The 20,477-nt window shown below is 64.8% G+C and carries 15 protein-coding genes and 1 riboswitch; of the genes, 5 read left to right on the top strand and 10 right to left on the bottom strand.

Annotated features, from left to right (window positions below):
- Window positions 1-54: 54 nt before the first annotated feature.
- Window positions 55-261, bottom strand: a complete 207-nt coding sequence (locus tag KP003_RS03445; protein ID WP_216500423.1) for a hypothetical protein — start codon at window positions 259-261, stop codon at window positions 55-57.
- Between the two features lie 361 nt (window positions 262-622).
- A riboswitch (cyclic di-GMP riboswitch) is annotated at window positions 623-699 on the top strand.
- A gap of 63 nt (window positions 700-762) precedes the next feature.
- Between KP003_RS03445 and KP003_RS03440 the strand changes: the two genes are divergently transcribed.
- Complete coding sequence (locus KP003_RS03440; protein ID WP_217300364.1) at window positions 763-3,054, top strand: coiled-coil domain-containing protein; 2,292 nt, start codon at window positions 763-765, stop codon at window positions 3,052-3,054.
- Between the two features lie 7 nt (window positions 3,055-3,061).
- Here KP003_RS03440 and KP003_RS03435 read toward each other — a convergent pair whose 3' ends face one another.
- Complete coding sequence (locus KP003_RS03435; RefSeq protein WP_239027604.1) at window positions 3,062-3,337, bottom strand: GSU3473 family protein; 276 nt, start codon at window positions 3,335-3,337, stop codon at window positions 3,062-3,064.
- Between the two features lie 383 nt (window positions 3,338-3,720).
- Here KP003_RS03435 and KP003_RS03430 point away from each other — a divergent pair, with 383 nt between their 5' ends.
- The 4 genes from KP003_RS03430 to KP003_RS03415 all read left to right on the top strand — a co-directional run bounded on the left by KP003_RS03430 (window position 3,721) and on the right by KP003_RS03415 (window position 9,133).
- Entirely contained in the window at window positions 3,721-6,462 is a 2,742-nt protein-coding gene (locus tag KP003_RS03430) for an OmcA/MtrC family decaheme c-type cytochrome (RefSeq protein ID WP_217300363.1), read from the top strand.
- 102 nt (window positions 6,463-6,564) lie between these two features.
- Window positions 6,565-7,866, top strand: a complete 1,302-nt coding sequence (locus KP003_RS03425; RefSeq protein ID WP_217300362.1) for a porin family protein — start codon at window positions 6,565-6,567, stop codon at window positions 7,864-7,866.
- Window positions 7,866-8,300: a cytochrome C gene (locus KP003_RS03420; RefSeq protein WP_216500428.1), complete on the top strand. Its 435-nt coding sequence runs from the start codon at window positions 7,866-7,868 to the stop codon at window positions 8,298-8,300. The genes KP003_RS03425 and KP003_RS03420 overlap by 1 nt, the downstream gene beginning before the upstream one ends.
- Window positions 8,288-9,133: a cytochrome C gene (locus KP003_RS03415; RefSeq protein WP_217300361.1), complete on the top strand. Its 846-nt coding sequence runs from the start codon at window positions 8,288-8,290 to the stop codon at window positions 9,131-9,133. The genes KP003_RS03420 and KP003_RS03415 overlap by 13 nt, the downstream gene beginning before the upstream one ends.
- 186 nt (window positions 9,134-9,319) lie before the next feature.
- On the opposite strand, the gene KP003_RS03410 is transcribed toward KP003_RS03415, so the two are convergent.
- The 8 genes from KP003_RS03410 to KP003_RS03375 form a co-directional block, all read right to left on the bottom strand.
- Window positions 9,320-10,933 (bottom strand): glycerol-3-phosphate dehydrogenase/oxidase, encoded by a 1,614-nt coding sequence (locus KP003_RS03410; protein ID WP_217300360.1) that lies wholly within the window; start codon window positions 10,931-10,933, stop codon window positions 9,320-9,322.
- A gap of 61 nt (window positions 10,934-10,994) precedes the next feature.
- Complete coding sequence (glpK, locus tag KP003_RS03405; protein WP_217300359.1) at window positions 10,995-12,476, bottom strand: glycerol kinase GlpK; 1,482 nt, start codon at window positions 12,474-12,476, stop codon at window positions 10,995-10,997.
- 15 nt (window positions 12,477-12,491) lie between these two features.
- Window positions 12,492-13,100 carry a hypothetical protein gene (locus tag KP003_RS03400; protein ID WP_217300358.1) on the bottom strand — a complete coding sequence of 203 codons (609 nt, stop codon included), beginning with the start codon at window positions 13,098-13,100 and terminating at the stop codon, window positions 12,492-12,494.
- A 168-nt stretch (window positions 13,101-13,268) separates the two neighbouring features.
- Window positions 13,269-16,394 (bottom strand): OmcA/MtrC family decaheme c-type cytochrome, encoded by a 3,126-nt coding sequence (locus tag KP003_RS03395; RefSeq protein ID WP_217300357.1) that lies wholly within the window; start codon window positions 16,392-16,394, stop codon window positions 13,269-13,271.
- A 100-nt stretch (window positions 16,395-16,494) separates the two neighbouring features.
- On the bottom strand, window positions 16,495-18,000 hold the full coding sequence (locus KP003_RS21460; RefSeq protein ID WP_217300356.1) for a fibronectin type III domain-containing protein: 1,506 nt from the start codon (window positions 17,998-18,000) through the stop codon (window positions 16,495-16,497).
- 48 nt (window positions 18,001-18,048) lie between these two features.
- Window positions 18,049-18,696 carry a hypothetical protein gene (locus KP003_RS03385; RefSeq protein WP_217300355.1) on the bottom strand — a complete coding sequence of 216 codons (648 nt, stop codon included), beginning with the start codon at window positions 18,694-18,696 and terminating at the stop codon, window positions 18,049-18,051.
- Entirely contained in the window at window positions 18,684-19,121 is a 438-nt protein-coding gene (locus tag KP003_RS03380) for a cytochrome C (protein ID WP_216790533.1), read from the bottom strand. Before KP003_RS03380 ends, KP003_RS03385 begins: the two co-directional genes overlap by 13 nt.
- A complete protein-coding gene (locus KP003_RS03375) occupies window positions 19,111-20,442 on the bottom strand; it encodes a hypothetical protein (protein ID WP_217300354.1) in 1,332 nt (443 codons plus the stop codon). The genes KP003_RS03380 and KP003_RS03375 overlap by 11 nt, the downstream gene beginning before the upstream one ends.
- Window positions 20,443-20,477 lie beyond the last annotated feature (35 nt).

Genomic DNA, 20,477 nt, shown 5'->3' with positions numbered 1-20,477 from the left:
CACGCTGGAAGGGAGATGGATGCAGAGGCTTGGCTGATGACGGGAGGTGAAGGTTCAGTCGCCGAAGGCTTCGCTGTCGGAAATCTCTGACGACTCCCGCGAAGTCTTCACCACCGTGCCGCGGTAAAGGATGTATTGTCTTTGACAAGCGCAGGAATAGGACAGCCTGACGCTCCAGTGGGCCTGCACGTAACCGGGGTATTCGTTACGCAAGCCGCACTCACAGGTAAACCCGTTCTTGTCGTGCTCTATATTCGCCATGAAGTCCCCCTGCCCTGCCACAACAAAATAATGAAGATTCCAGCTTCAAATCCAGTTCGCAGGTTTTTCTCCGTTATATCAACTATCTTAGCACGAAGAACCTGCCGTCGGCCCCATTAAAACGGCCGCCGTTTTTTCTGTATACGATTCTATGCAGCTTCACATGAAAGTCAACTTCCCCGTACGAGCGAATTGCAAATCGTCCCTTTGCTATTTATCGGGAGGCCGTCACCCAGAGTGACGCCGGCAGGTTGCTCTCAGTCAAATGCCGGTTGCTTTACCCCCCCGTAATAGTGTAATGTATTCAACGTCATAGACATAGCGGCCGGTCCACCCCGGCCGCCCTCTCATACAGATCGATACACGATAATACTAAACCACCCGCGAGGGTGGGACGGAAAGCCCATTGGGTCTCACGAAGACAGCCGGGTTGCCGAAATATCATATTAGGCAACGCGGCTTTTCTTGTTCGGTAACCGAGTAGCGGATACTGGAGGTCTCATGCTGGCACTCGATAGCACCATCGGCTGTATCGAAGTATCCGAATCAGAAGTCGTCGATATCTACCGCTCTTCCCCCATCACCCGGAGCTCCGACAAACGCTCCGAGACCATGGAAGCCTACCTCTGCGCGATCAGAAGGAAGACACTGGTGAAGGTGTACCTCTCCCTGGTGGTGAACGACCACAGGATCTACGTCTACACCACCCCCGGCAAGGGCAGGAGCGAGCAGGAGTATCCCAGGGAAGTCGAGAAAGCCCTCGGCTACGCCAGGGCCATGGGTTTCGCGCCGGAGCGGGTCGATCTCAGCTACAGCCCGGCAATGCGCGAGGTGGTGGTACGCAACACCAAGGTCCTGCGCCTTCCCGGAACCAAGGGGACCGGCAACCTGAAGCACGGTCTCGCCGGCGCCCCGGTCCTCCCCATCCTTCACAAGAGCGAGCTCGAGGCTCCTGAAGCGCCTGCCGCAATCACATCTCCCGTTGCCGTTCCCGTCCCTATTCCCGTCCCTATTCCCGTCCCTATTCCCGTCCATGTTTCCGCCATCGCTCCGTCCACTCCTCCGACTGCCGCTCCCTCCAAAGCTCCGACTGATGCCCCGGTCGGCTCTCCGGCCGCCGCGCGTGCGGCTGAAGGAACCGAAACTGCGGAGCTCGGGATCGCCCTGGCGCGGTTGCAACACGAGCAGCGGACCCTGGCGACGGAGCGGGATGTCCTGACGGAGCAGCTGCAACAGCTCGCGGCGCAACAGAGCGAGGCGGCAAACCAACTTGCGGCCGCGCGGAAGAGCTTGGAGGAACTTGCCGGGGAAAGGGACGCGCTCCTTTCCCGGCAGCGGCAGGCCGACGAACTCATGGCGGCAAAAGACACCGAGATCTCTGAACTGCAGAAGCAGGCCGACGGCTTTGCCCTGGAGCTGGAGACAGCGGCGAACCGGAACGCCGAAATATCGCGCGAGCGCGACGCGATGGTGGAAAATCTTGCCCAAGCCCGGCAGGACATCGCCAAGCTCTGCGCCGAACGTGACGCGGCGTTGGCAGGCGTGGGATCGGTGACGCAGCAACACCGGGAAGCGGCGACCCAACTCGACGAGACCAGGCAGGAACTCGGGAGGACCTCCGACGAGGCCGCGCGGGCCCTGCAGCGGATCGAGGCACTGGAAGCGTCCGTAAGAAAGCAGGAAGGGGAGCTGGCTTCCCTGCGGAAGGAACTGGCAGGCGTGATGTCGGAAAGGGATGCGGCACTGCAGCGGCTTGCTTCTGAGGACGGTTCGAAGGGGAGTGCAGAGGCCGACCTGGAACGGCTGCGCCAGGAACTGGAGCGCGTCGGCGACGAAAGGGACGCGGCCCTGGCGCGGTTGGCCGCCAGCGAAGAGCTGCAGCGGTCCGCAGCCGATGGCGAGTCGGCGCGGTTGCGACAGGAGCTTGAGCGGATGGGGGCCGAAAGGGATGCAGCCCTGCAGCGAGTCGCCGTGTTGGAAGAGGGGCAGGTGGCTGCACGGGTCGAAAAGTCGGGGCACGAACCGGAATGGATGCGTGCCCGGCAGTCCCCCCCCGAACCAATGGAGGAGACCACGTCGGCGCCCCCCCCGGGGCGCGGTGATGAGCCCGCCAGGCCCCGCCAGGGCGAGGAACTCTTCACGGGCCGGATCCTGCCGGGACTCCAGGATGCCTTGGAGCCGCTTCCGGCGTTCACGGAAAGCACTCTCCCTCCGTTCGCCGACTTGCAGGCGCCGCCTCTCCTCGGTCATCCGTGGGACACGGCGGCAGACGCTGACGAGATCCCCGCGGCTACCGAAACGGCGGGAGACTACTCCTTCGGAGGACAGGAAACCTCGTTCGTTCCCCTGGGGGAGCTGCAGGACGGCTTCTTCTCGGCGGGCGACGATGCGGCGCCGGTCCGCTTCCTGCTGGAAACCGGCCTCGACGCCATCGAATGCCCGGCCGCAGAAAACGTCCTGGAACTGCACCAGTCCATCAACAACGCCTACCTCTCGCCGGAGGGAACGGGAGGCCAGGAAAGCTGCCAGGGGTACATCTGCTGTCTGAGCAAAGGGGAGGGGAAACGGGTTTTCGCCGCCATCTACGGCACGAAGAGCCACCGGACCAGGGTCTACCTGCCGGAGAGTCAGCCCCAGGACGACGATTCCTACGCCAGGACGGTACGCGGTGCCATAAGCTTCGCTGAGGAGGTAGGGCTGATGATGGAGCGGGTTCCGCTCGAGGCGACCGGACCGAAACGACGGGATCGCCTCAAGCGGTGCCCGGCCTTGAGGTTAGCCGAAACGAAATGACGCGGCTTCAAGCCTGCTGCTTTCTCTTGAAAAGGAAGTCGCTCCACCTCTCCCCTGCCCTGGTGAGAGGCTGCTGCGACTTCCGTATCGGGTCACGCCCGATCTGTACCCACCCGGAAGACCTCTGAAAGGCGATGATCTTCTTTTCCCGGATCAGGTAATCAAGCATATATGAAGGGACCTTCTTCTCTTCCCCGTTGTGAAAAATCACCGTGACGCCCATGCGGTTCTCCGTTTGGTAGTACTCCCCTTTCTGACCTGAATCGTCGAATTCGACACCCACCCCCTTTCTTCATAAATCATGCCAGCCACCTAAAGCATTCTATCCCACGGGCCCCACCGATTCAAGGGCTTATTGGCGGGAGAGAGCGCCGGTAGCGCCGCAGGCGACCCGCTCGCGGCGTGCCCGTCACCGTCCCCTGTGCCCGAGCAAGAACCGTCGTCAAAAAACGCGTAGCGCCCTTGCTATTTCATGAACAACTGCTAAGTTTCTACCTTGTGTTTGAAATCTTTAATAATAATCAGGAGGTGTTCACATGATTGTGACGGACTACGACAGCTCATAAATCGCGCCGACCCCGAAGTCCCCTGTAGGGCATATCTGCCGTGGCTTCATTCCGGATCCAGAAGCAGCCTTCATGCGACAACCAGAGACAAGGAGGATTTATGCAAGACAAGCTTTTAAAAAGGTTTTCCGGCTTCTTGATTGCATCGACCGCGGCCGCCGCTCTGTTGCTGGGCGGCTGCGAAGGGGACCGGGGCCCCAGAGGCGCACAGGGCCCTGCAGGCACCGGTGTCTTCACCAACCTCAGCTCCTCCACTGCCGATCAGCAGGCCAACATCACCTTCGACCAGCAAAACAGCACGGTGAACAGCGTCACCATCCAGAGCCCCCCGGTGGTCACCTTCACCCTGAAGACCGCAAGCGGGCAGCCGGTGGAGGGGATCGGCAGGAGAAACGCCTCGGGGCAGTTGAACAACCTGGCCTTTACCCTCGCCAAACTGGTCCCGGCGAGCAACGGCACCCCGTCCCACTGGGTCAGCTACATCGTGACCACCTTCCCCACCGACGGCTCGGCACCCGCCGCCACCAGGCCGACCAGGGACCGGGAAGGGACCCTGGTGTACCTGGGCAACGGCCAGTACCGCTACACCTTCGCCCGTGACATCAAGCTGATCCAGAGCCAGGTGAATGCAATGACCTTCACCGGAAACAACCGCAGAAACGACCTGGGCGACCTCACCTACGACCCGAACCTCACCCACCGCCTGGTGGTCGAGTACGGCGGCACCATCCCCAACACCACCCCGAGCCTCATCTACAAGAACTCGATCAACATCGTCTACGACTTCATCCCGGCCACCGGCGCCAGGGTGACTTCGTCGACCACGGGCGCCGCCGAGCGCAACATCGTGCTCACCAAGTACTGCAACGAGTGCCACGGCAACCCTGGCGACCCCAGCGACCTGAACCAGCAGGGGTGGGGACTTGGCATAACCACGCCGCATGCCGGCCGTGTCGACACCCGCTACTGCGTGCTCTGCCACACCAGCCAGCGCGCCTACGGCAGGGCGATCTCGACACCGACCGCCGGCGCCTTCACCGGGAACACCTACGTCACAGCCGCCACCACCACGGCTGACCCCTCCACCGACGAGGTGCAGATCCTGGGCGAATTCGTCACCCTGATCCACAAGATCCACATGGGGAGCAACCTCACCGAGACCGGCTACAACTACGCCGGCATCCACTTCAACGAGACCGGCTACCCGCAAAGCGCCGGACTGTGCCGCAAGTGCCACCGCGCCGAGACCCCGCAGCAGCTGGCGGTCACCCCGCAGGGTGACAACTGGCGCACCATGCCCAACCGCAAGGCGTGCGGCAGCTGCCACGACAATATCAACTTCGCCACCGGCACCAACACCACGGGGGCCGCGCACCCGGTCTACCTGAACGACGCGAGCTGCAACGCGTGCCATACCCCGACTGCCATCACCGAATCGCACGCCCAGGCCCTGGTGAGCCCGCTCAACCCGGCGGCGCCAGCAGGCCTTACCAGCTTCGAATACCAGCTCTCCAGCGCCACCGTGGACTCGAGCAACAACCTGACCATCAAGTTCCGCATCCTGGGCAACGGCACGCCGATCACCCTGGCGACCCCGGCCCCGGGGCTCACCACGGCGCTCCCGGGCTTCACCGGCAGCCCGAGCTTCATCCTGGCCTACGCCAAGCCGCAGTTTGAGACCGGCACGGCAGTCCCCGCCGACTACAACAACCTTGGCAAGGTGGCGGCACAGCCTGACACCATCTCCATCACCACGCTCCTCAACACCAACAACGCCGCCATCGGCGCCATCACCGGCCCCGACAGCAGCGGCGTCTACACCGCCACCATCAACTCCGCCTCGGCGTTCCCCGCGGGGGCACAGATGCGAGCCGTGGCCATGCAAAGCTACTTCACCCAGACCGGCTTCGACCCCTCCATCGCCGGCCGCCACACGAAGGCGGTGATCATCCCGGTGACCGGCGACGCGGTACGCCGCACCGTGGTCGACCCGGACAAGTGCAGGAACTGCCATGAGTTCTTCGAGGCCCACGGCGGCCAGCGCGTCTACCAGACCCAGGTCTGCGTGACCTGCCACAACCCGAACCTCACCACCTCGGGCCGCACCATCAGCGACGCCAAGCTCGCCGGCTTCGCCTTTACCCCGATCCAGCTTGGCATCCTGACCACCTGGGATCCCGCCTTCAACAAGGCAACCCCGGGTTACGCCCTCACCTTCCCGGAGTTCTCGAACAACTTCAAGGACCTGATCCACGGCATCCACGCCGGCGATACCCGCACCAACCCGATCCGCGACGTGCGTAACGGCCCGGGCACCGGCATCACCCTGATCGCCGGCGAGGAGATCGCCTTCCCGAACATGCTGGGGAACTGCGACGCCTGCCACATCACCCAGCAGAGCTACACCCCGGACGTGATCGAGGCGCTGCGCCCGAGAGTGCTTCCCTCGACCGAGGTGACCAGGAGCGCCGCTTCGGTCGCCACCCCGACCACCGCCACCCTCACCGCGGCACGTACCACCGTGCCCAACCCCGAGGACCTGGTGGTAGCCCCGGTAACCGCGGCCTGCGTCGCCTGCCACGACACCCCGCTCGCCAAGGCGCACATGAACGCCAACGGCGCCCAACTGGGCGCGGCACTCGCCGGCCCCTCCTACACCAACATGGGGGTTGCCCGCTCCACCCTGCCGTCGGCTACGGAACAGTGCACGCTGTGCCACGGCCAGGGGAGGGTGGCCGATGTGATCATCATGCACGGCCAGAACCGCCCGGCACTGGTGCCGACCAGCGTCAACACGGGGAGCTCGGCTGCGCGCATGGTGAAGTTGCTCCTGAACTGGTGATATTCAGCTTCTGACCCGCCGGGGGCCTCAGCGCCCCCGGTTTCATTTGCGACTGCATTTCCCCACCGGTAACCAGATCGAACCAAGAAAGGAGGAAATGTCTTGAAAATCAAAGAAAAAATAACGGCACCAGCGCCCCCCGGCGCAGTCAAGACGGTGGGGAGCTTCCTGTTGGCCTTTTCGCTGCTCGTCTTCGGCCAGCAGACGGCCAACGCCACTGCCATAAACGGAGACTCGACCACCATCCTGCGCATGAGGGAGGGGGTCTTTGGCGATCACCTGTTCCCGCTCTACGAATACCTGAACATCTCGGCCAGCGACGCCGCAGGTCCCGGCGCGATCTCGCTGGAGATCGGCGGCTGGGGTCGCGTCGACCTGGGAGACAGGAGCTTCGAGCACCGCACCGAGGGGGACATCCAGTACGGCTACCTGAGCTATCGCGCCAACCGCAGCAACTTCACGGTCAACGCTGGGCGGCAGTGGGTGGTCGAGGGGGTGGGGACCGAACGGATCGATGGCCTCTACCTGAGAAGCGACCTGATCGCGGGCCTGACCGCCGCAGCCTACGTCGGCAACCCCGCCGTCACCCAGCCCGACTTCGACGGCGGCGACCTCATCTACGGCGGCCGCCTGGCCCATTCCGTCCCCAGGTATTACTCCGTCGGTTTGAGCGCCCTGCGGACCGAGGTCAGCGGCGACGGCATCCGTGAAGAGGAGGGGATCGACCTGTGGCTGCATCCGATCAGCATGGTCGACATCACCGGCCGCTCCACCTACAACTCGCTCAGTAACGGCTGGATGGAGCACGCCTACACGGCCAGCGTCACCCCCACCGAGGCGCTCAGGTTCTCCGCCTCGCTGCAGAACGTTCATTACGACGACTACTTCTACCAGGTCACCACCAGCGCTCTCAGCCTCACCAACGGCATCATCGTCCCCGGGGAGGAGATGTGGAACGTAGGAGGGAGCGTCGGCTACAGCGCCACCAAGAACATTGCCCTCTCCGCCGAGTACAACCACTACGAGTACGACTTGGCCGGCGGAGCCGACTACTACGGTGTCAACGGCACGTTCAGCACGACCACCGGCCTTGCCGCCGGCGCCTCCTTCCACCGCATGGACGGGTCCAACGACCGCCTGCGCTACAACCAGTACCGCGCCTGGGCCACGCAGAAGCTCGGTCCCGCCGACCTGACCCTCGACTTCTTCGACGTCGACTTCGACGGGAGCATCGGCGGGCGGGAGAACACCTTTTCCCTGGCGGCGGCGGCCGGGTATGATTTCAGCCGAAACCTCAGGGTCGCAGCCGACGTCGACTACATCCGCAGTGCCGACTTCGACAACGAGCTGCGCGGCCTGATCAAGGTAAGCTATGCCTTCGGCGTTGGAAAGGAGGGGAAATAGTGAAAAAGACAGTTTATCTAACGGTGATGGGAGTGATGCTCTCCTTCCTTTACGCCTGCGCCAACACCACCAGCGTCGCCCGGGTGCACCCCGAAGAGGTCAAGGGGCTTCCCAGGTGCGCGGAATGCCACACCGACCAGTGGACGGCGCTCAGCCACCAGACCCAGGACTTCTACCTGAAGCATAAAATCTATGCCGCCCAGCAGCGCGACGCCTGCAGCACCTGCCACAAAGAATCCTTCTGTGTCCGGTGCCACGCGCACAAGGAAGAGATCAAGCCCAGCGACAAGTACAAGGAGAGGCCCGAACTGTCGCTGCCTCACCGGGGCGACTACCTCAGCCGTCACAGGGTTGAGGGGAGGATCAACCCCGCTTCCTGCCTGAAATGCCACGGGCGGCAAAACAATGAGAGGTGCAAAACATGTCACAAGTAACCAGACCAGCTCAAGCTCTTGCCATGCTTTGGTGCCTTTTGGTCCTGTCGCTTGTCGGCTGCGGGGATAACAACAACCACGCCAACTTCGATCCCGACCAGGGAGCCCACCCGGGCGACTGGCTCCCGGCTCGGCATGCGGTAGCCGCGATAGGGCACCTCGACGACTGCAGGCCGTGCCACGGCGCGGATTTCAGCGGCGGCATCTCCAAGGTCGCCTGCACCGATTGCCACCTGGGCAACGAGGTCGACGTGCACCCGGTGGAATGGGACGGGCGCGACTATGCGCTGCACGGCAACTGGATCAGGCAGAGGGTGATCGCCACCGGCGTCGCTCCCGCCGCCCTCACCACGGGTGCCCTGGCCACCACCTTCCCGGACCAGGCCCGCGCGGCGACGCAAAGCTGCGCCACCGACGTCTGCCACGGCACCGACTACCGAGGCGTGCGCAACTCGGGACCGTCCTGCTTCGACGACCGGCCCGGCGTCGTCGACTCGAGCTGCCACGCGGGGAGCCCCTTCTCCGTCCACCCCCTGGACTGGTTCCCGGCCAGGCTGACCGTGAGGGCCGGCATCGCGCCGACCATCCTTCCCGCCCACGCCCCCTACGTCCAGACCTACGGCGCGGCCGAGTGCATCATCCCCGTCTGTCACGGCAACGGCTCGCCCCCGACCATCGACGTCGGGGTGGGGAGCACCAGGATCACGGGCACGACGCCGACCACGCCCGACTACCAGGCGTTCGGCTACAACGGCTTCACCGGGTTCACCACCGGCAGGACGCAGGTCACGGTGACCAACACCGGACGCCTCTGCGCGGCCTGCCATTTCTAAAACGTTCCGCTGCCGGAAGAAACGACAAAGAGGGGCCCCTGACGACAGCCAGGAGCCCCTCTTTTTTCGGTCCATCCGGCATATGCCGGCAACGGTGCCCACCGTCCCTTCAGGGGCCGGAGGAAGGCGCCGTCATTTCCTGAAGTGCGGCGTCCCCCCCGCCCGTCCCCCTATGCAAGCGGGGCGTCATGCCACGGCCAGGGCGTCCGCCACCTCCTCGAGCTCGCGCGTCTGCCGCTCGGGGTTCCACCCCAGTTCCGCAGTCATCAGCTCGACCACCTCCGGTGCCGCGGCACGCGCCGCCTTGCGGTCCAGCAGGACCAGGGGGATGCGCCGCTCCAGGAAGTCGAGCGCACGCAGCGCCATCTCGTGGTGCACCGCGTAGAGCACCTCTCCTTTGAGGTAGGGGTGCCCCTGGACGAGCCTCCCCCCCAGGGCGCCGTGGCAGTATTCGGCCACGAGCAGGGAGCGGTCCCCGTAGGAGCGGTGCAGGTGCTTGGTGACGTCGGGAGGGAAGCCGTATTTACGCTCCAGTTCCTTGAGCAGTTCCTCTCCGAAGTGCTCCCCGCCTTGCAGCACGATCCGGTCGGTGCGGCAGGGTTGCCGCGGGGCCAGCCCCGCGTTGTTCACTGCGAAATCCACCGCGTCGAGGGCCATCTTGCGGTAGGTGGTCCACTTGCCGCCGACGATGGTGATGAGTCCGGTCGGGGAACAGCTGACGACATGGTCGCGGGCGAGCTCGGCTGTGTCGGCGGTGAAGGGGTCATGCACCAGCGGCCTCAGCCCCGCCCAGGAAGAGGTGATGTCGGCGGGCTTGGCGCCTAGGTTGAAGTAGCGCCGCAGGTGGCGCAGCAGGTAGTCGACCTCCTTCTCCGGAGCGACCGGCACCTCGCCCGCCTCGGCCGGCTCATCGGTGGTCCCCACCAGGCAGGCCCCCTCCCAGGGGAGGATGAAGAGCACGCGGCCGTCATCGGTCTTGGGAACCATGATGCCTGCCCCCGCCGGAGCGAAGCTACCCGGCAGGATGATGTGGATGCCGCGGCTCACCCGAAGCAGCGAGGCGGCGGTCGGGTCGTCCAGGCGACGCACGATATCCGCTGAGGAGCCGCAGGCGTTCACCACGCAGCGGGCCCGGATCTGCCAGGACACCCCCACCAGTGGGTCCCGCACCAGGGCTCCGGCCACCCTTCCCTTCTCCCGCATCAGCGCCACTACTTCCACGTAGTTGCCGACAACCGCGCCTTCCCTGGCGGCGGTCTGGGCCAGCGCCACGTTCATGCGCACGTCGTTGAACTGCCCGTCGTAGTACTGCACCCCCCCCTTCAACCCCTCCCCCCGGATCATGGGGAAGCGGCGCAGCATCTCCCCGCGCCCGACGAAGCGGCTGTGGCCGAGCCCCGCCTCCCCCGCCAGGAGGTCGTAGAGCTTGAGCCCCGCCCAGACGTAGGGGACCTGGGCCAGTCCGTAGAGGGGGGTGACCAGGGTGAGCCGGTGACAGAGGTGCGGGGCGATCTTCAAGAGGATGTTGCGCTCGTGCAGCCCGTCGCGCACCAGGTTGAACTGCACCCGGTCCATGTGCAGCACCGCCGACTCCAGGTAGCGCACCCCGCCGTGGATCAGCTTGGTGCTCTTGCTGCTGGTGCCGCAGGCGAAGTCGCCGCGCTCCACCAGCGCCACCGACAGGCCGCGGCTGGCGGCGTCGACCGCGATGCCGCACCCCGTCGCCCCCCCTCCGATCACCAGCATGTCGAAGGTGCGCCCGCTTTTCAGTATCTCCAGGTTGGTGTTGCGGTCCGTCACTTGTGCCTCCCAAACCCAAAATCGCTCACGCAACGCCGCAAAGGCGCAAAGAGCGCCTTTCTTACTTAGCCCAACCAAGCGCGAGTTGCACGCATTTTTTCCAGCCGCGGCACATTTCCTCGCGGCGCTCGGGTGTAAGCTTCGGGTCGAAGCGCCGGTCCAGCGACCACAGCCTCCCTATCCGCTCCGTATCCAGCACCCCGGCACCGATCCCGGCCAGGAACGCGGCCCCCAGCGAGGTGCTCTCGGTGCAGCTAGGCCTGAGCACCGGGGCGCCCAGAAGGTCGGCCTGGATCTCCAGCAGGAGGTCGTTGCGCGTCGCACCGCCGTCCACCCGCAGTTCCCTCAGGTCGATGCCGCTCGCGCTTTCCATGGCGCGGATGGCGTCCACGGTCTGAAAGGCGATCGCCTCCAGGGCGGCGCGCGCCAGGTGCCCCCTGCCGCTGCCACGGGTGAGACCGGCGATGACCCCCCTGGCATAGGGGTCCCAGTAGGGGGTGCCCAGCCCGGAGAGCGCCGGCACGAAGTAGACTCCGCCGGTATCGGCCACGCTGCGGGCGAGCGCCTCGACCTCGCCGGGGCCTCCGATCATCCCGAGCCCCTCCTCCAGCCACTGCACCGCGGCGCCGGCGATGAAGATGGAGCCCTCCAGGGCGTACTGCACCGGCTCTCCCGGGAGCTGCCAGGCGATGGTGGAGAGCACCCCCTCGCCGCTCCCGGTGCAGGGGCCACAGTTCATGACCACGAAGGCGCCGGTGCCGAAGGTGGCCTTGGCCATCCCCGGCGCGAAGCAACCCTGCCCGAACAGCGCCGCCTGCTGGTCGCCCGCGACGCCGGTGATGGGGATCTCAGCGCCGACGATCTCGGGGGAGGTGTGCCCGAAGCGAGCCGCGCTGCCGCGCACCTCGGGAAGCATGGCGCGCGGAACCTTGAAAAGCCGCAAGAGCTCCTCGTCCCACTCCAGGGTCTGGGTGTTGAAGAGCATGGTGCGGCTCGCGTTGGAGACATCGGTGACGTGGCTTTTGCCTCCGGTCAGCCGGAAGATGAGCCAGGAATCGATGGTTCCGAAACAGAGTTCCCCCCGCTCGGCCCGCCCCAGCGCCCCGTCCACGTGCTCGAGTATCCAGGCGATCTTGCTGGCGGAGAAGTAGGGATCGAGCAACAACCCCGTCCGCTCCCTGACCAGCGTCTCTCCCCCCTGGCGCTTCAGGGATTCGGTGAACTCCGCGGTGCGTCGGTCCTGCCAGACGATGGCACGGTGCAGGGGCCTTCCGGTGGCGCGCTCCCAAACCACCGTGGTCTCGCGCTGGTTGGTGATCCCGATGCCTGCGACCGCAGCCAGCCGCGGGGCCGCTGACAGCGCTTTGCGGATGCACTCCAACTGCCCCTGCCAGATCTCCTCCGGGTCGTGCTCCACCCAACCGGGGTTTGGGTAGTGCTGGGTGAACGGCTGAGAAAAAGTGGTAACCGCGGTGCCGTCGCTGCCGTACAGGGTGGCCCGGCTGCTGGTGGTCCCCTGGTCGATGGATAGCAGGTAGCTCACGCATCCTCCCTTGTCTTATTTGAACCTGAAGATGAACCTGGTGCCGACCCGCTCCTCCTGGTGCTGTCCGCCGTAGGACCACCCCGTGACCGGGTCCTGGTCGTAGTAGAGCATGAGGTCGGTGCGCGGCGTGAGATGCACCCCGAGCTCACCGGTCCACCTGAGCGGGGCGTGCGAAGGGTTGATGAAGTCGTAGCCGGTGCGCCACCCCGCCTCCGGACGCGTCCCAAGCTCTGCTCCCGCCGTGACCCCCCTGTTCTCAACGGTAACCATGGAGAACTTGGCCGCAGCCGACAGGTAGAAGGTCTGCGCGAGGGACACGCGCCATCCGGCCTGGGCGTGCAGGCGATGGGTCGACTGCTCGATGCCGCCGTGCAGCTCCTGCCCGGTGCCCCGGTAGCCTACGCCCAGTTCGGGCTCCAGCGTCAACTGGTAACTGGGGCTGTAGCTGAGCCCCGCGTTGGTGAGGAAGCGATCCGTGTCGAAGAAGCGGGCGGTCGCCGCCGGCTCGGAGAGCGTCGGCGTATCCATGGGGGCGGAAAGGGGGGGGGCGCCAAGTCCCGCCGCGAACAGCTCCGTGCCCTGTACCAGGAGTAATGAGAAGGCGGCTAACAGAACTTTCATGGGCATAGTGTAGCAAAAAACCGCATCACCCGCTCCCCATTATTAATTAACAAAATCGACCTCGAAAGGGAAAGGGCCCCAAGATCGCTCCCGGGGCCCTTTCTTTGCCTCTTGCGTCGGCAGAGGCGTCTGCTGTTCCTGCGGCTCGCGCAGGGTCAATGGCCGTCGCTAGTCGTCGCCGACTACCGAGAACCGGTGGACGTTCCAGATGGCGTTAGGCCCGGTGGTGCCGTGGCAGGTGATGCAGGCCTCGCCCGCCGGGTTGACCGCACTGCGGTCCACGTTGACCTGGCCGCCCATGGTGGCGAAGTGGGCCAGGGCGTTCGGCCTGCTGTGGCAGGCGCGGCAGGTGGCGGTGAACGGTGAGTTCACCTTGTCCTGCAGGTTGGGCACAGACTTGCGGTCCGCGTCGACCTGGGTCACGTTGTTGCCGGTGGCAACCGCGGTCTGCAGGGTGAGCGCCACGCCGGTCGTGGTCTGCCAGGTGCTCGGCTGAACCTTCGCGCCGATGCTGGTGTAGGTGGCCTTGGAAGCGTCGACCGCACCGCTGCTGGTCAGGGTGTCTTTGTGGCAGGCCCTGCAGTCCTTGAGGACACCCGGGAAGGCGATTTCCTCGAAGTTGAAGTCGAAGTCGCCGCTGGTCCCCCTGTCGCGTACGAAGGCGAGCGGGATGCCGACAACGAGCGAGTTGTTGCCGGCGTGGACGCCGTGGATCATGTCCTTGAAGTTGTTGGAAGCTTCGGGGTACTGGGTCGGGTCGCTCCCGAGGGTTGCCACCAGTTCGGTCATGGCGTCCTTGGCTTCCTGGCTGATGGTGCCGGTAAAGGCGGTGTTGGTCAGGAAGTTCGTGACCGCGCCGAGCGAGGTGCCCACCGGGTTGGCCACGATGAACTGGATCAGGGACTGCTGTGCGCCGCGGCCGGAGGTGGAGAGGTTCGGCACGTGGCACAGGGCGCAGATCGCCTCGCCCACGGTATCCTTGCCGATCACGCGGTTACCGCCGTGCCCTTCGAACCACTCGTGGCAGTTGGCACACTTGGCCGGGTCGATGACGACGCGGCGGGGGGTGTCGCCGGTGACGGTCTTCACCGAGGAGAGGGCGTGACGCGCGGTGGCCGTGGCAATGCCGCCAGTGCCGGCCGACTGGGTGAAGTAGCCCTGCAGACCGACCGCCCTCATGGTGGAGCCGGCCGGGAAGGCCGAGGCGGCGTTCACCACGGCGGTGTAGTAACCGCTGCTGTCCGGGGTGCCCAGGGTGCCGGTGGTCCCGCCAACGAGGCTCGCGATGGTAACGGACTTCGGCTGGGCCGCCTTCACGCCAAGGTTGTTGTAGTCGCCCGAGTAGAGCGCGGCCGGCTGGTTCGGGGTGTCCTTGAAGTAGGCAAGCAGGAAGCTCGGGCCTCCGGTGTAGCCGACCAGCGGGTTGGTGGAGTTGCCGTCGAATACCACGTTGGTCTTGGCAGCGGTGAGCGAGCCGGTGTTCTTCTGGATCCTGAACTTGATGCTCAGGTTGTTGCTGCCGTCCACGGTGGCGCTGGCCACTTCGTAGTAGAAGTTGGTGAGTCCGGCCGGGGTGTTCGGGTTGTTCGGGGTCGCGATCTCGGTCTGGTGCAAGAGGTCGGCATCGGCATGGCAGCCTACGCAGTTGGCGTCGCTTGCCTGTGCACCAGCGGCATGGCCTGCGCCGGTGGCGAAGTTGACACCGTCATGGCAGGCGCCGCAGGCCTTGCGGCTCGGCTTGGTCTTCCAGTTGTTGGCCTGGGGTGCGAGCGCGAGCTGGTCTGCGTTGTCCCCCTTGTGGCACTGACGGCAGTTGCGCACGTCCTTGGGATAGACCACCTCGTTGAAGAGCACGCCTGCGTAGTTGTAGTTGGTCTTGGTGAGCTTGTTGCCCATGTGGATCTTGTGGATCAGGGTGACGAACTCGCCGGAGACCTCGCCGTCGGCGATGTAGGTCGGAGCCGAGGTGATGGCGCCGCTGGCGTCCGTGGTGATGGCCGGGAAGGCGCCGGAGGTGGAGGCGACGTTGGTCCGGCCGATGGCACGCTGCGAGGTGTGGCACATCAGGCAGTACCTGGCGTCGCCGCGGCCGCCGTGCGGGGTGGTGACGCCGATCTTGCCGTGGCACTCGTTGCAGGCCGCGGTGGTGACCATATCTTTCATGACGGTCGGGGCGACGTCGGGGGTCGCCGGGACGAAGGTGGAGACGAAGTACTTCTCGTTGTAGAAGTTGCTCAGGGTGCTGCCGTCGTTCAGTTGGGCAATGGACGGGGTGGAGCGGACCCCGACCATGAGGCGATGGGTCAGGTTGGCGTCGTAGGTGACCATGCCGCCGGTGCCAGCCTTGATGTCCTTGCCGAAGATGACGGTGTAGGAACCGTCGCCGTTGTCGATGACGGTGTAGCCGCTATCCGTGGTTGGGCGGCTGGTAGCCGTCACCATGTAGGAGAGCCACTGGTCGGGGCTGCCGCTGGTCCCCGGCTGCAGCTGGGCTATGACCAGGTTGAAGGCCTTGAGGCCCCGGATCCCCTTGCCGGTGTCCTTGTTGGTGACGGTGAAGCTGACGATCGGCTTGTTCCCCGGGATGGAGACCGAGCTGATGGAGCCGTCGAGGGTCGTGTTGTTCAGGTCCTCGGCGCCGAGAGTGTTGGCATCCTGCGCCGGCAGCAGTGCCGCCGAGCTGAACTTGCCGGAGAGGGCGAGGCCGTTACTGCTGTAGGCGAGCTGCTGGCCGCCGTTGTTCACCCAGAGGCTGGCCGCGTCGGTGTAGGTCTTGCTGACCGAGGCGAGGGTCTGGTTGGCGTCGCCGAGGATGCCGGTAAGCCCAAGAAGCTGCGACAACAGGACGGTCCTGTTGGTGCTGTCCTGGCTGATCACGATGCTGATCGGGTTGGACCCGGTGATGGCGCCGGCAGCAGGAGGATTGCTGAGGTCGATGGGCACCACGGTGCGGAAGGTTCCCTGGGCCACGACCGCCTTGAACACGAGGATGGTCTTGGTCGCAGGGAGGGTGAAGGTCAGGTTGCTGAAACTTCCGTCCGTACCGATGGCTGCGGTACCGAGTTGGGCACCGTCCAGCGCGTTGTAGACGAAGACGTTGTTCACCGCACCGGCCGAGGTCGAGGAGAGGAAGACGACCTTGGCGGCCTTGGCGACGTCGACCTTACCGCTCACCGTCACCTCCGTCCCCTTCTCGGTGCGCTTGGTGGTGGATCCTCCTCCGCTGCAGCCCGCCATAGGCAACAGCACGCATACTAAGAGTGCTACCAGGTACCTTAGGTTTCTGCCGATCATAGTTTCCTCCTGTTGTTGGTGTCCTGCGTCGTTCTACATCGTGGCATCTTGAACTGTAAGCAAAGTCCTCCTTTAGATCGTGATGCTGCGCCGTTTATGGCTAGGGAGTCACCTGTCCACTGACCGTGACGCCCAGGGACGGACGATTCGGAGTTACCGAGAGGGCAGCGCTTGCCGCCGAGCGATTCCCGGCTGCATCGAAGGCCTTGACCGTGTAGGAGTAGAGGATAGCCGAGGTGACCGAGGCGTCGGTGAAGCTCCTGGCGGCGGTGGTGCCGACCTTGACCCCGTCACGGAACACGTCGTAGCCCGTGACGCCCACGTTGTCGGTGGAGGCGTTCCAGGAAAGAGCGACCGAGCTGGCGGTGCCGGTGATAGCGGTGGTGACCGCCGCCAGGCCGGTCGGTGCGGTCGGGGGCGTCAGGTCCAGTTGCGCGAGCAGGTCGCCGGAGAGCTGTCCGCTCACGGTGACGCTGAGCGAGGCCTGGTTCGGCTTCACGGAGAGCGGTGCGCTGGCTGCCGAGAAGTTGCCCGCCGCGTCGAAGGCGACCACCGTGTAGACGTAGGTGACGTTGGAGGTGACCGGCGAATCGATGAAGGTGGCAGTGGTCGTGGTGCCGATCTTGGTGCCGTCGCGGTACACCTCGTAGCCGGCCACGGCGATGTTGTCGCTGGCCGCGGTCCAGGTCAGGACGACGGTGCTGGTGGTCGAGTCTATGGCAGCGGTGGTTGCCGACAGCCCGGTTACCGCCGACGGGGCCGTGATATCGGCGAAGTTTGGCTCGAGCGGCGGGTTGGTGACCTGGGCGGTCATGCTGACCACTGCCGCGGCGATTGCTCCCGGGTTGTCGACGGCGACCTGGGCGGCCGCGGTGGTGAAGACGTCGACGAAGGTCTGATAAGCGGGGAGGGCCGGGTTGACGTCGGCGATGGCCTGGTTGATCACGGTCATGACGGCTGTGGTATCGGTGACCGTACCGCCGGCCTTGGAATCGACAATCATCTGGTCGATAACCATCAGGGCGGCCTGGTAGGCCGTGCTCTGGGCCGGCGGCGCCAGGATGTCGGCGACGTTGAACAGGTCTCCCACCTGGGCGTTCGCCGCCACAACCGCGCTCTGCAGAACCTGTGTAGTGATGGTGGTGACGGTGGCCTTCTGCTCCAGGATCAGGGGGAGCTTCTGGAAGGCGGCCTCGGTAAGGGGACTCACCGTTACCGGGACGTCCGGGTTGAAGTTGTCCACTACCGCGCTGAAGGAATCGGCCGCCGTGAAGGGGACCGGCCCGTTGGTGCTCTCGCTCAGGTAGGTGGCGCCGGCTCGGCCGGTAACGGTGACCACCACCGGCCCGGTGACCGAGGCGGGGATGCGTACCGCATAGCTGCCGTCGTTACCGGTGGTGCCGGTGCCGAGCAAGGCCCCGCGGCTGCCGTTCAGTTGCAGCCGGTACACCGACACCAGGCCGCCCATGATGGGGCCCTTCACGGCGACGCCGGAGATTATCCTCGTGCCGCCACCGCCGCCACCGCCGCCGCAACCGATGAAAATCAGCGGCAGGCAGAGGAGCAGTAGGACCGCCACAACCTGTTTTTTCCAGGGAATGCACATATTATTTTCTCCTTCTACTAGAGTCAGGAAAATGATCGCGCCTTCTCGCTAGTTCTCCGCCGGAAGCGGGTTACCGCTGCCGTGGCAACCGAGCTTGATGCAAGACGGGCCGCTGGCGAACACGCCGGCCAGGGTCGCACCGTGACAGACCGCGTTGCGGCAGGTCGTGAAGCTTATCCTCGTCGCGGTCTCGAAGTAGTTGACATGACCCGCGATGTTGGCCGCGGTCGTGGCCCCCACCCCGCCCCACTGGTGGATCTGCGGGGCCTGCGCCGTTCCCGCCATGTGGCAGTTGGTGCAAGTCGGGCCCGAGTCGGTCACGCCGCTGAGGGCGGTGCCGTGGCAAAGGATGGTGGCGCAGGAAGCGGTGCCGTTGGTTCTCACGTATCCCCCGTGCAGCGCATAGGCCAGCCCCCCCCACAGTACCGGGTGCGCCGAGGTGGCGCCGCCGATGTGGCAGGTGAGGCAGGAAACCTTGGCGATGCCGCCGGTCAGGTCCTCGCCGTGGCACTCGGTGCAGCCGTTCACGTCCTCCTCGGCGGCCGCGCTGTGGCCTGCCGGGAGCCAGTTGGCGGGATGCTTGCCCGCGGCGGGGTCGAAGCTCGCCTGCGGGTTCGCGTCCCCGCACCCCGACAGGGCCAGCGCCAGCACGCCAAGAACCGCAAAAGACAGAACTTTGGTCGTTATTTGTGGCATGTCAGGCACCTCTCGTTGTTGGTACGTCCGTGGCACTTGGCGCACGACGCAGGATTGATCTTGCCGTCGATCCTGTGCTGGCTCATGTAGTCACCCCTATGCGGCAGGTTCCTTTCCACCGCCTCGGAGAACTTCACGTTCGGCTTCAGCTCCTCTTTGTGCGCATGGCAGTCGGAGCAAAAGGATTCGGCATGGCAGGAAGCACAGGCCCTTCTGGCATTGCTGGCGAAGACGCTGTGTTTTTTGAAGAAGTCCACGGCCTGGTGGTTCATGGCCGCATAGGCATCGGTGTGGCACTCGGTACAGTTGGGCGTACCGGTCACCGCCTCCGGGTGGATCAGCGCACCACTCTTGGTGTTGGCGCAGGCAACGAGAAGGAGCGCCATGAGCGGCACCATCATTAGAATCAATATTTTACTTTTCACTCTTGCCCCCCTTTTCGCCACACTTCATATCGAAAGCGTAGGCAACTTTCACGAGCGCTCTCCACTCCCTGTCGAAATCCGGGCTCTGTGAGTACTCGATGTCCCCACCTACCTTGAGCTTTTCGGTGACCTCGTAACCCGCGATGCCGGTGAGTGCGTAGCTGCTCTTCACGCCGTCGATGGGGCGATCGAAGAGGACGTTGTAGAAGTCGACGCCGAACTCGGCGTGGCCCGTCTTCTTCAGGGCATAGAGCCGGTAGTCGTAATAGCGGGTGCGGTCGGTGGAACCATCCATCCGGTGCCCGGAGGCCCCAAGCGAAAGGGCGTCGGCGGTGGTGTACGCGACCTTGCCCCCCACGTAATCGGCGGACCCGAGGATCTCGTAGCCGTAGTTTTTGTACTCGGCCGCGAGGGTCAGGTTCTTCACCGGGGTCCAGGCGGCGCTGACGCCGGCCGCAGTCACCTTTTCCCTGGGGTCAAGCAGCCCGCCGTTGTTTTGCAGGGCAAAGGCCGTGGTGGTCACGTTGTAGAAGTAGTCCTGGTAGTTGATCCTCGAGAAGTCAGCGCTGAGGGTCACTGCATCGATGGGGGCGACGGAGAGGGTGTAGGCATGCTCCATCCAGCCGTCGGTGATCGAGTTGTAGGAGGAACGACCGGTGAGATCAACCTGCTTCACCGGATGCACCCAAAGGTCGACCCCCTCTTCCTCGCGGTCGCGCGCGATGTCGCTCTCGTTTCTGAGGGCGCTCACGCCGACCGAGTAGAGGCCGGGCTTGCCCTGGGCCACCCGCCCGCCGTAGATGAAGTCCCCCCCCTTGTAGTTGGGGGTCGTCACCACCGGCGAACCGACGAAGGCCGCCGCCGTGATGCCGGCAGCGAAGTCGCTGCGCGCATAGAGGCCGTCCACCCGCTCGGTGGCGACACCTTCGGTGATGAACTGGCGCCCGGCGTTAACCACCAGGTTGTTCTTCGCCGCCTGGTAGCTCAGGTAGCCGTACTGGATGTCCCCGTCGGTGTAGTGGTCGCTCGACTTGTCGACGAGGTCGACACGTCCCCAGGCACCCAGGTGCAGGGACGTGGCGCTGCCATCCTTCTCCGCCGCGGTGACCGAGAAGTGCAGGTACTCGTACAGCGGGTAGAGGTCGTCCTTGTTGATGGTCCGGGTCATGCGCAGGTAGGTGTTGGAGCTGCCGGTGATGGTGTAGTCCGCAGCCATAACCGGCTGGGCCAGCGTCACAGACGACGCGGCCAGCATCACCCACGCAATCTTCGGCAGACTGCGTTGTTCACGTCCTGATCTTTTCTCTTGGTGGCTTATCAAGACATCCCCTCCTTTTCCGTAGTATGAATCGTTCT

It is taken from the genome of Geomonas diazotrophica (assembly GCF_019063885.1).
In the GTDB taxonomy this organism is placed as follows: Bacteria; Desulfobacterota; Desulfuromonadia; order Geobacterales; family Geobacteraceae; genus Geomonas; species Geomonas diazotrophica.
The sequence above is the reverse complement of the archived record's forward strand: the minus strand, read 5'-3'. Positions and strand labels throughout refer to the sequence as shown.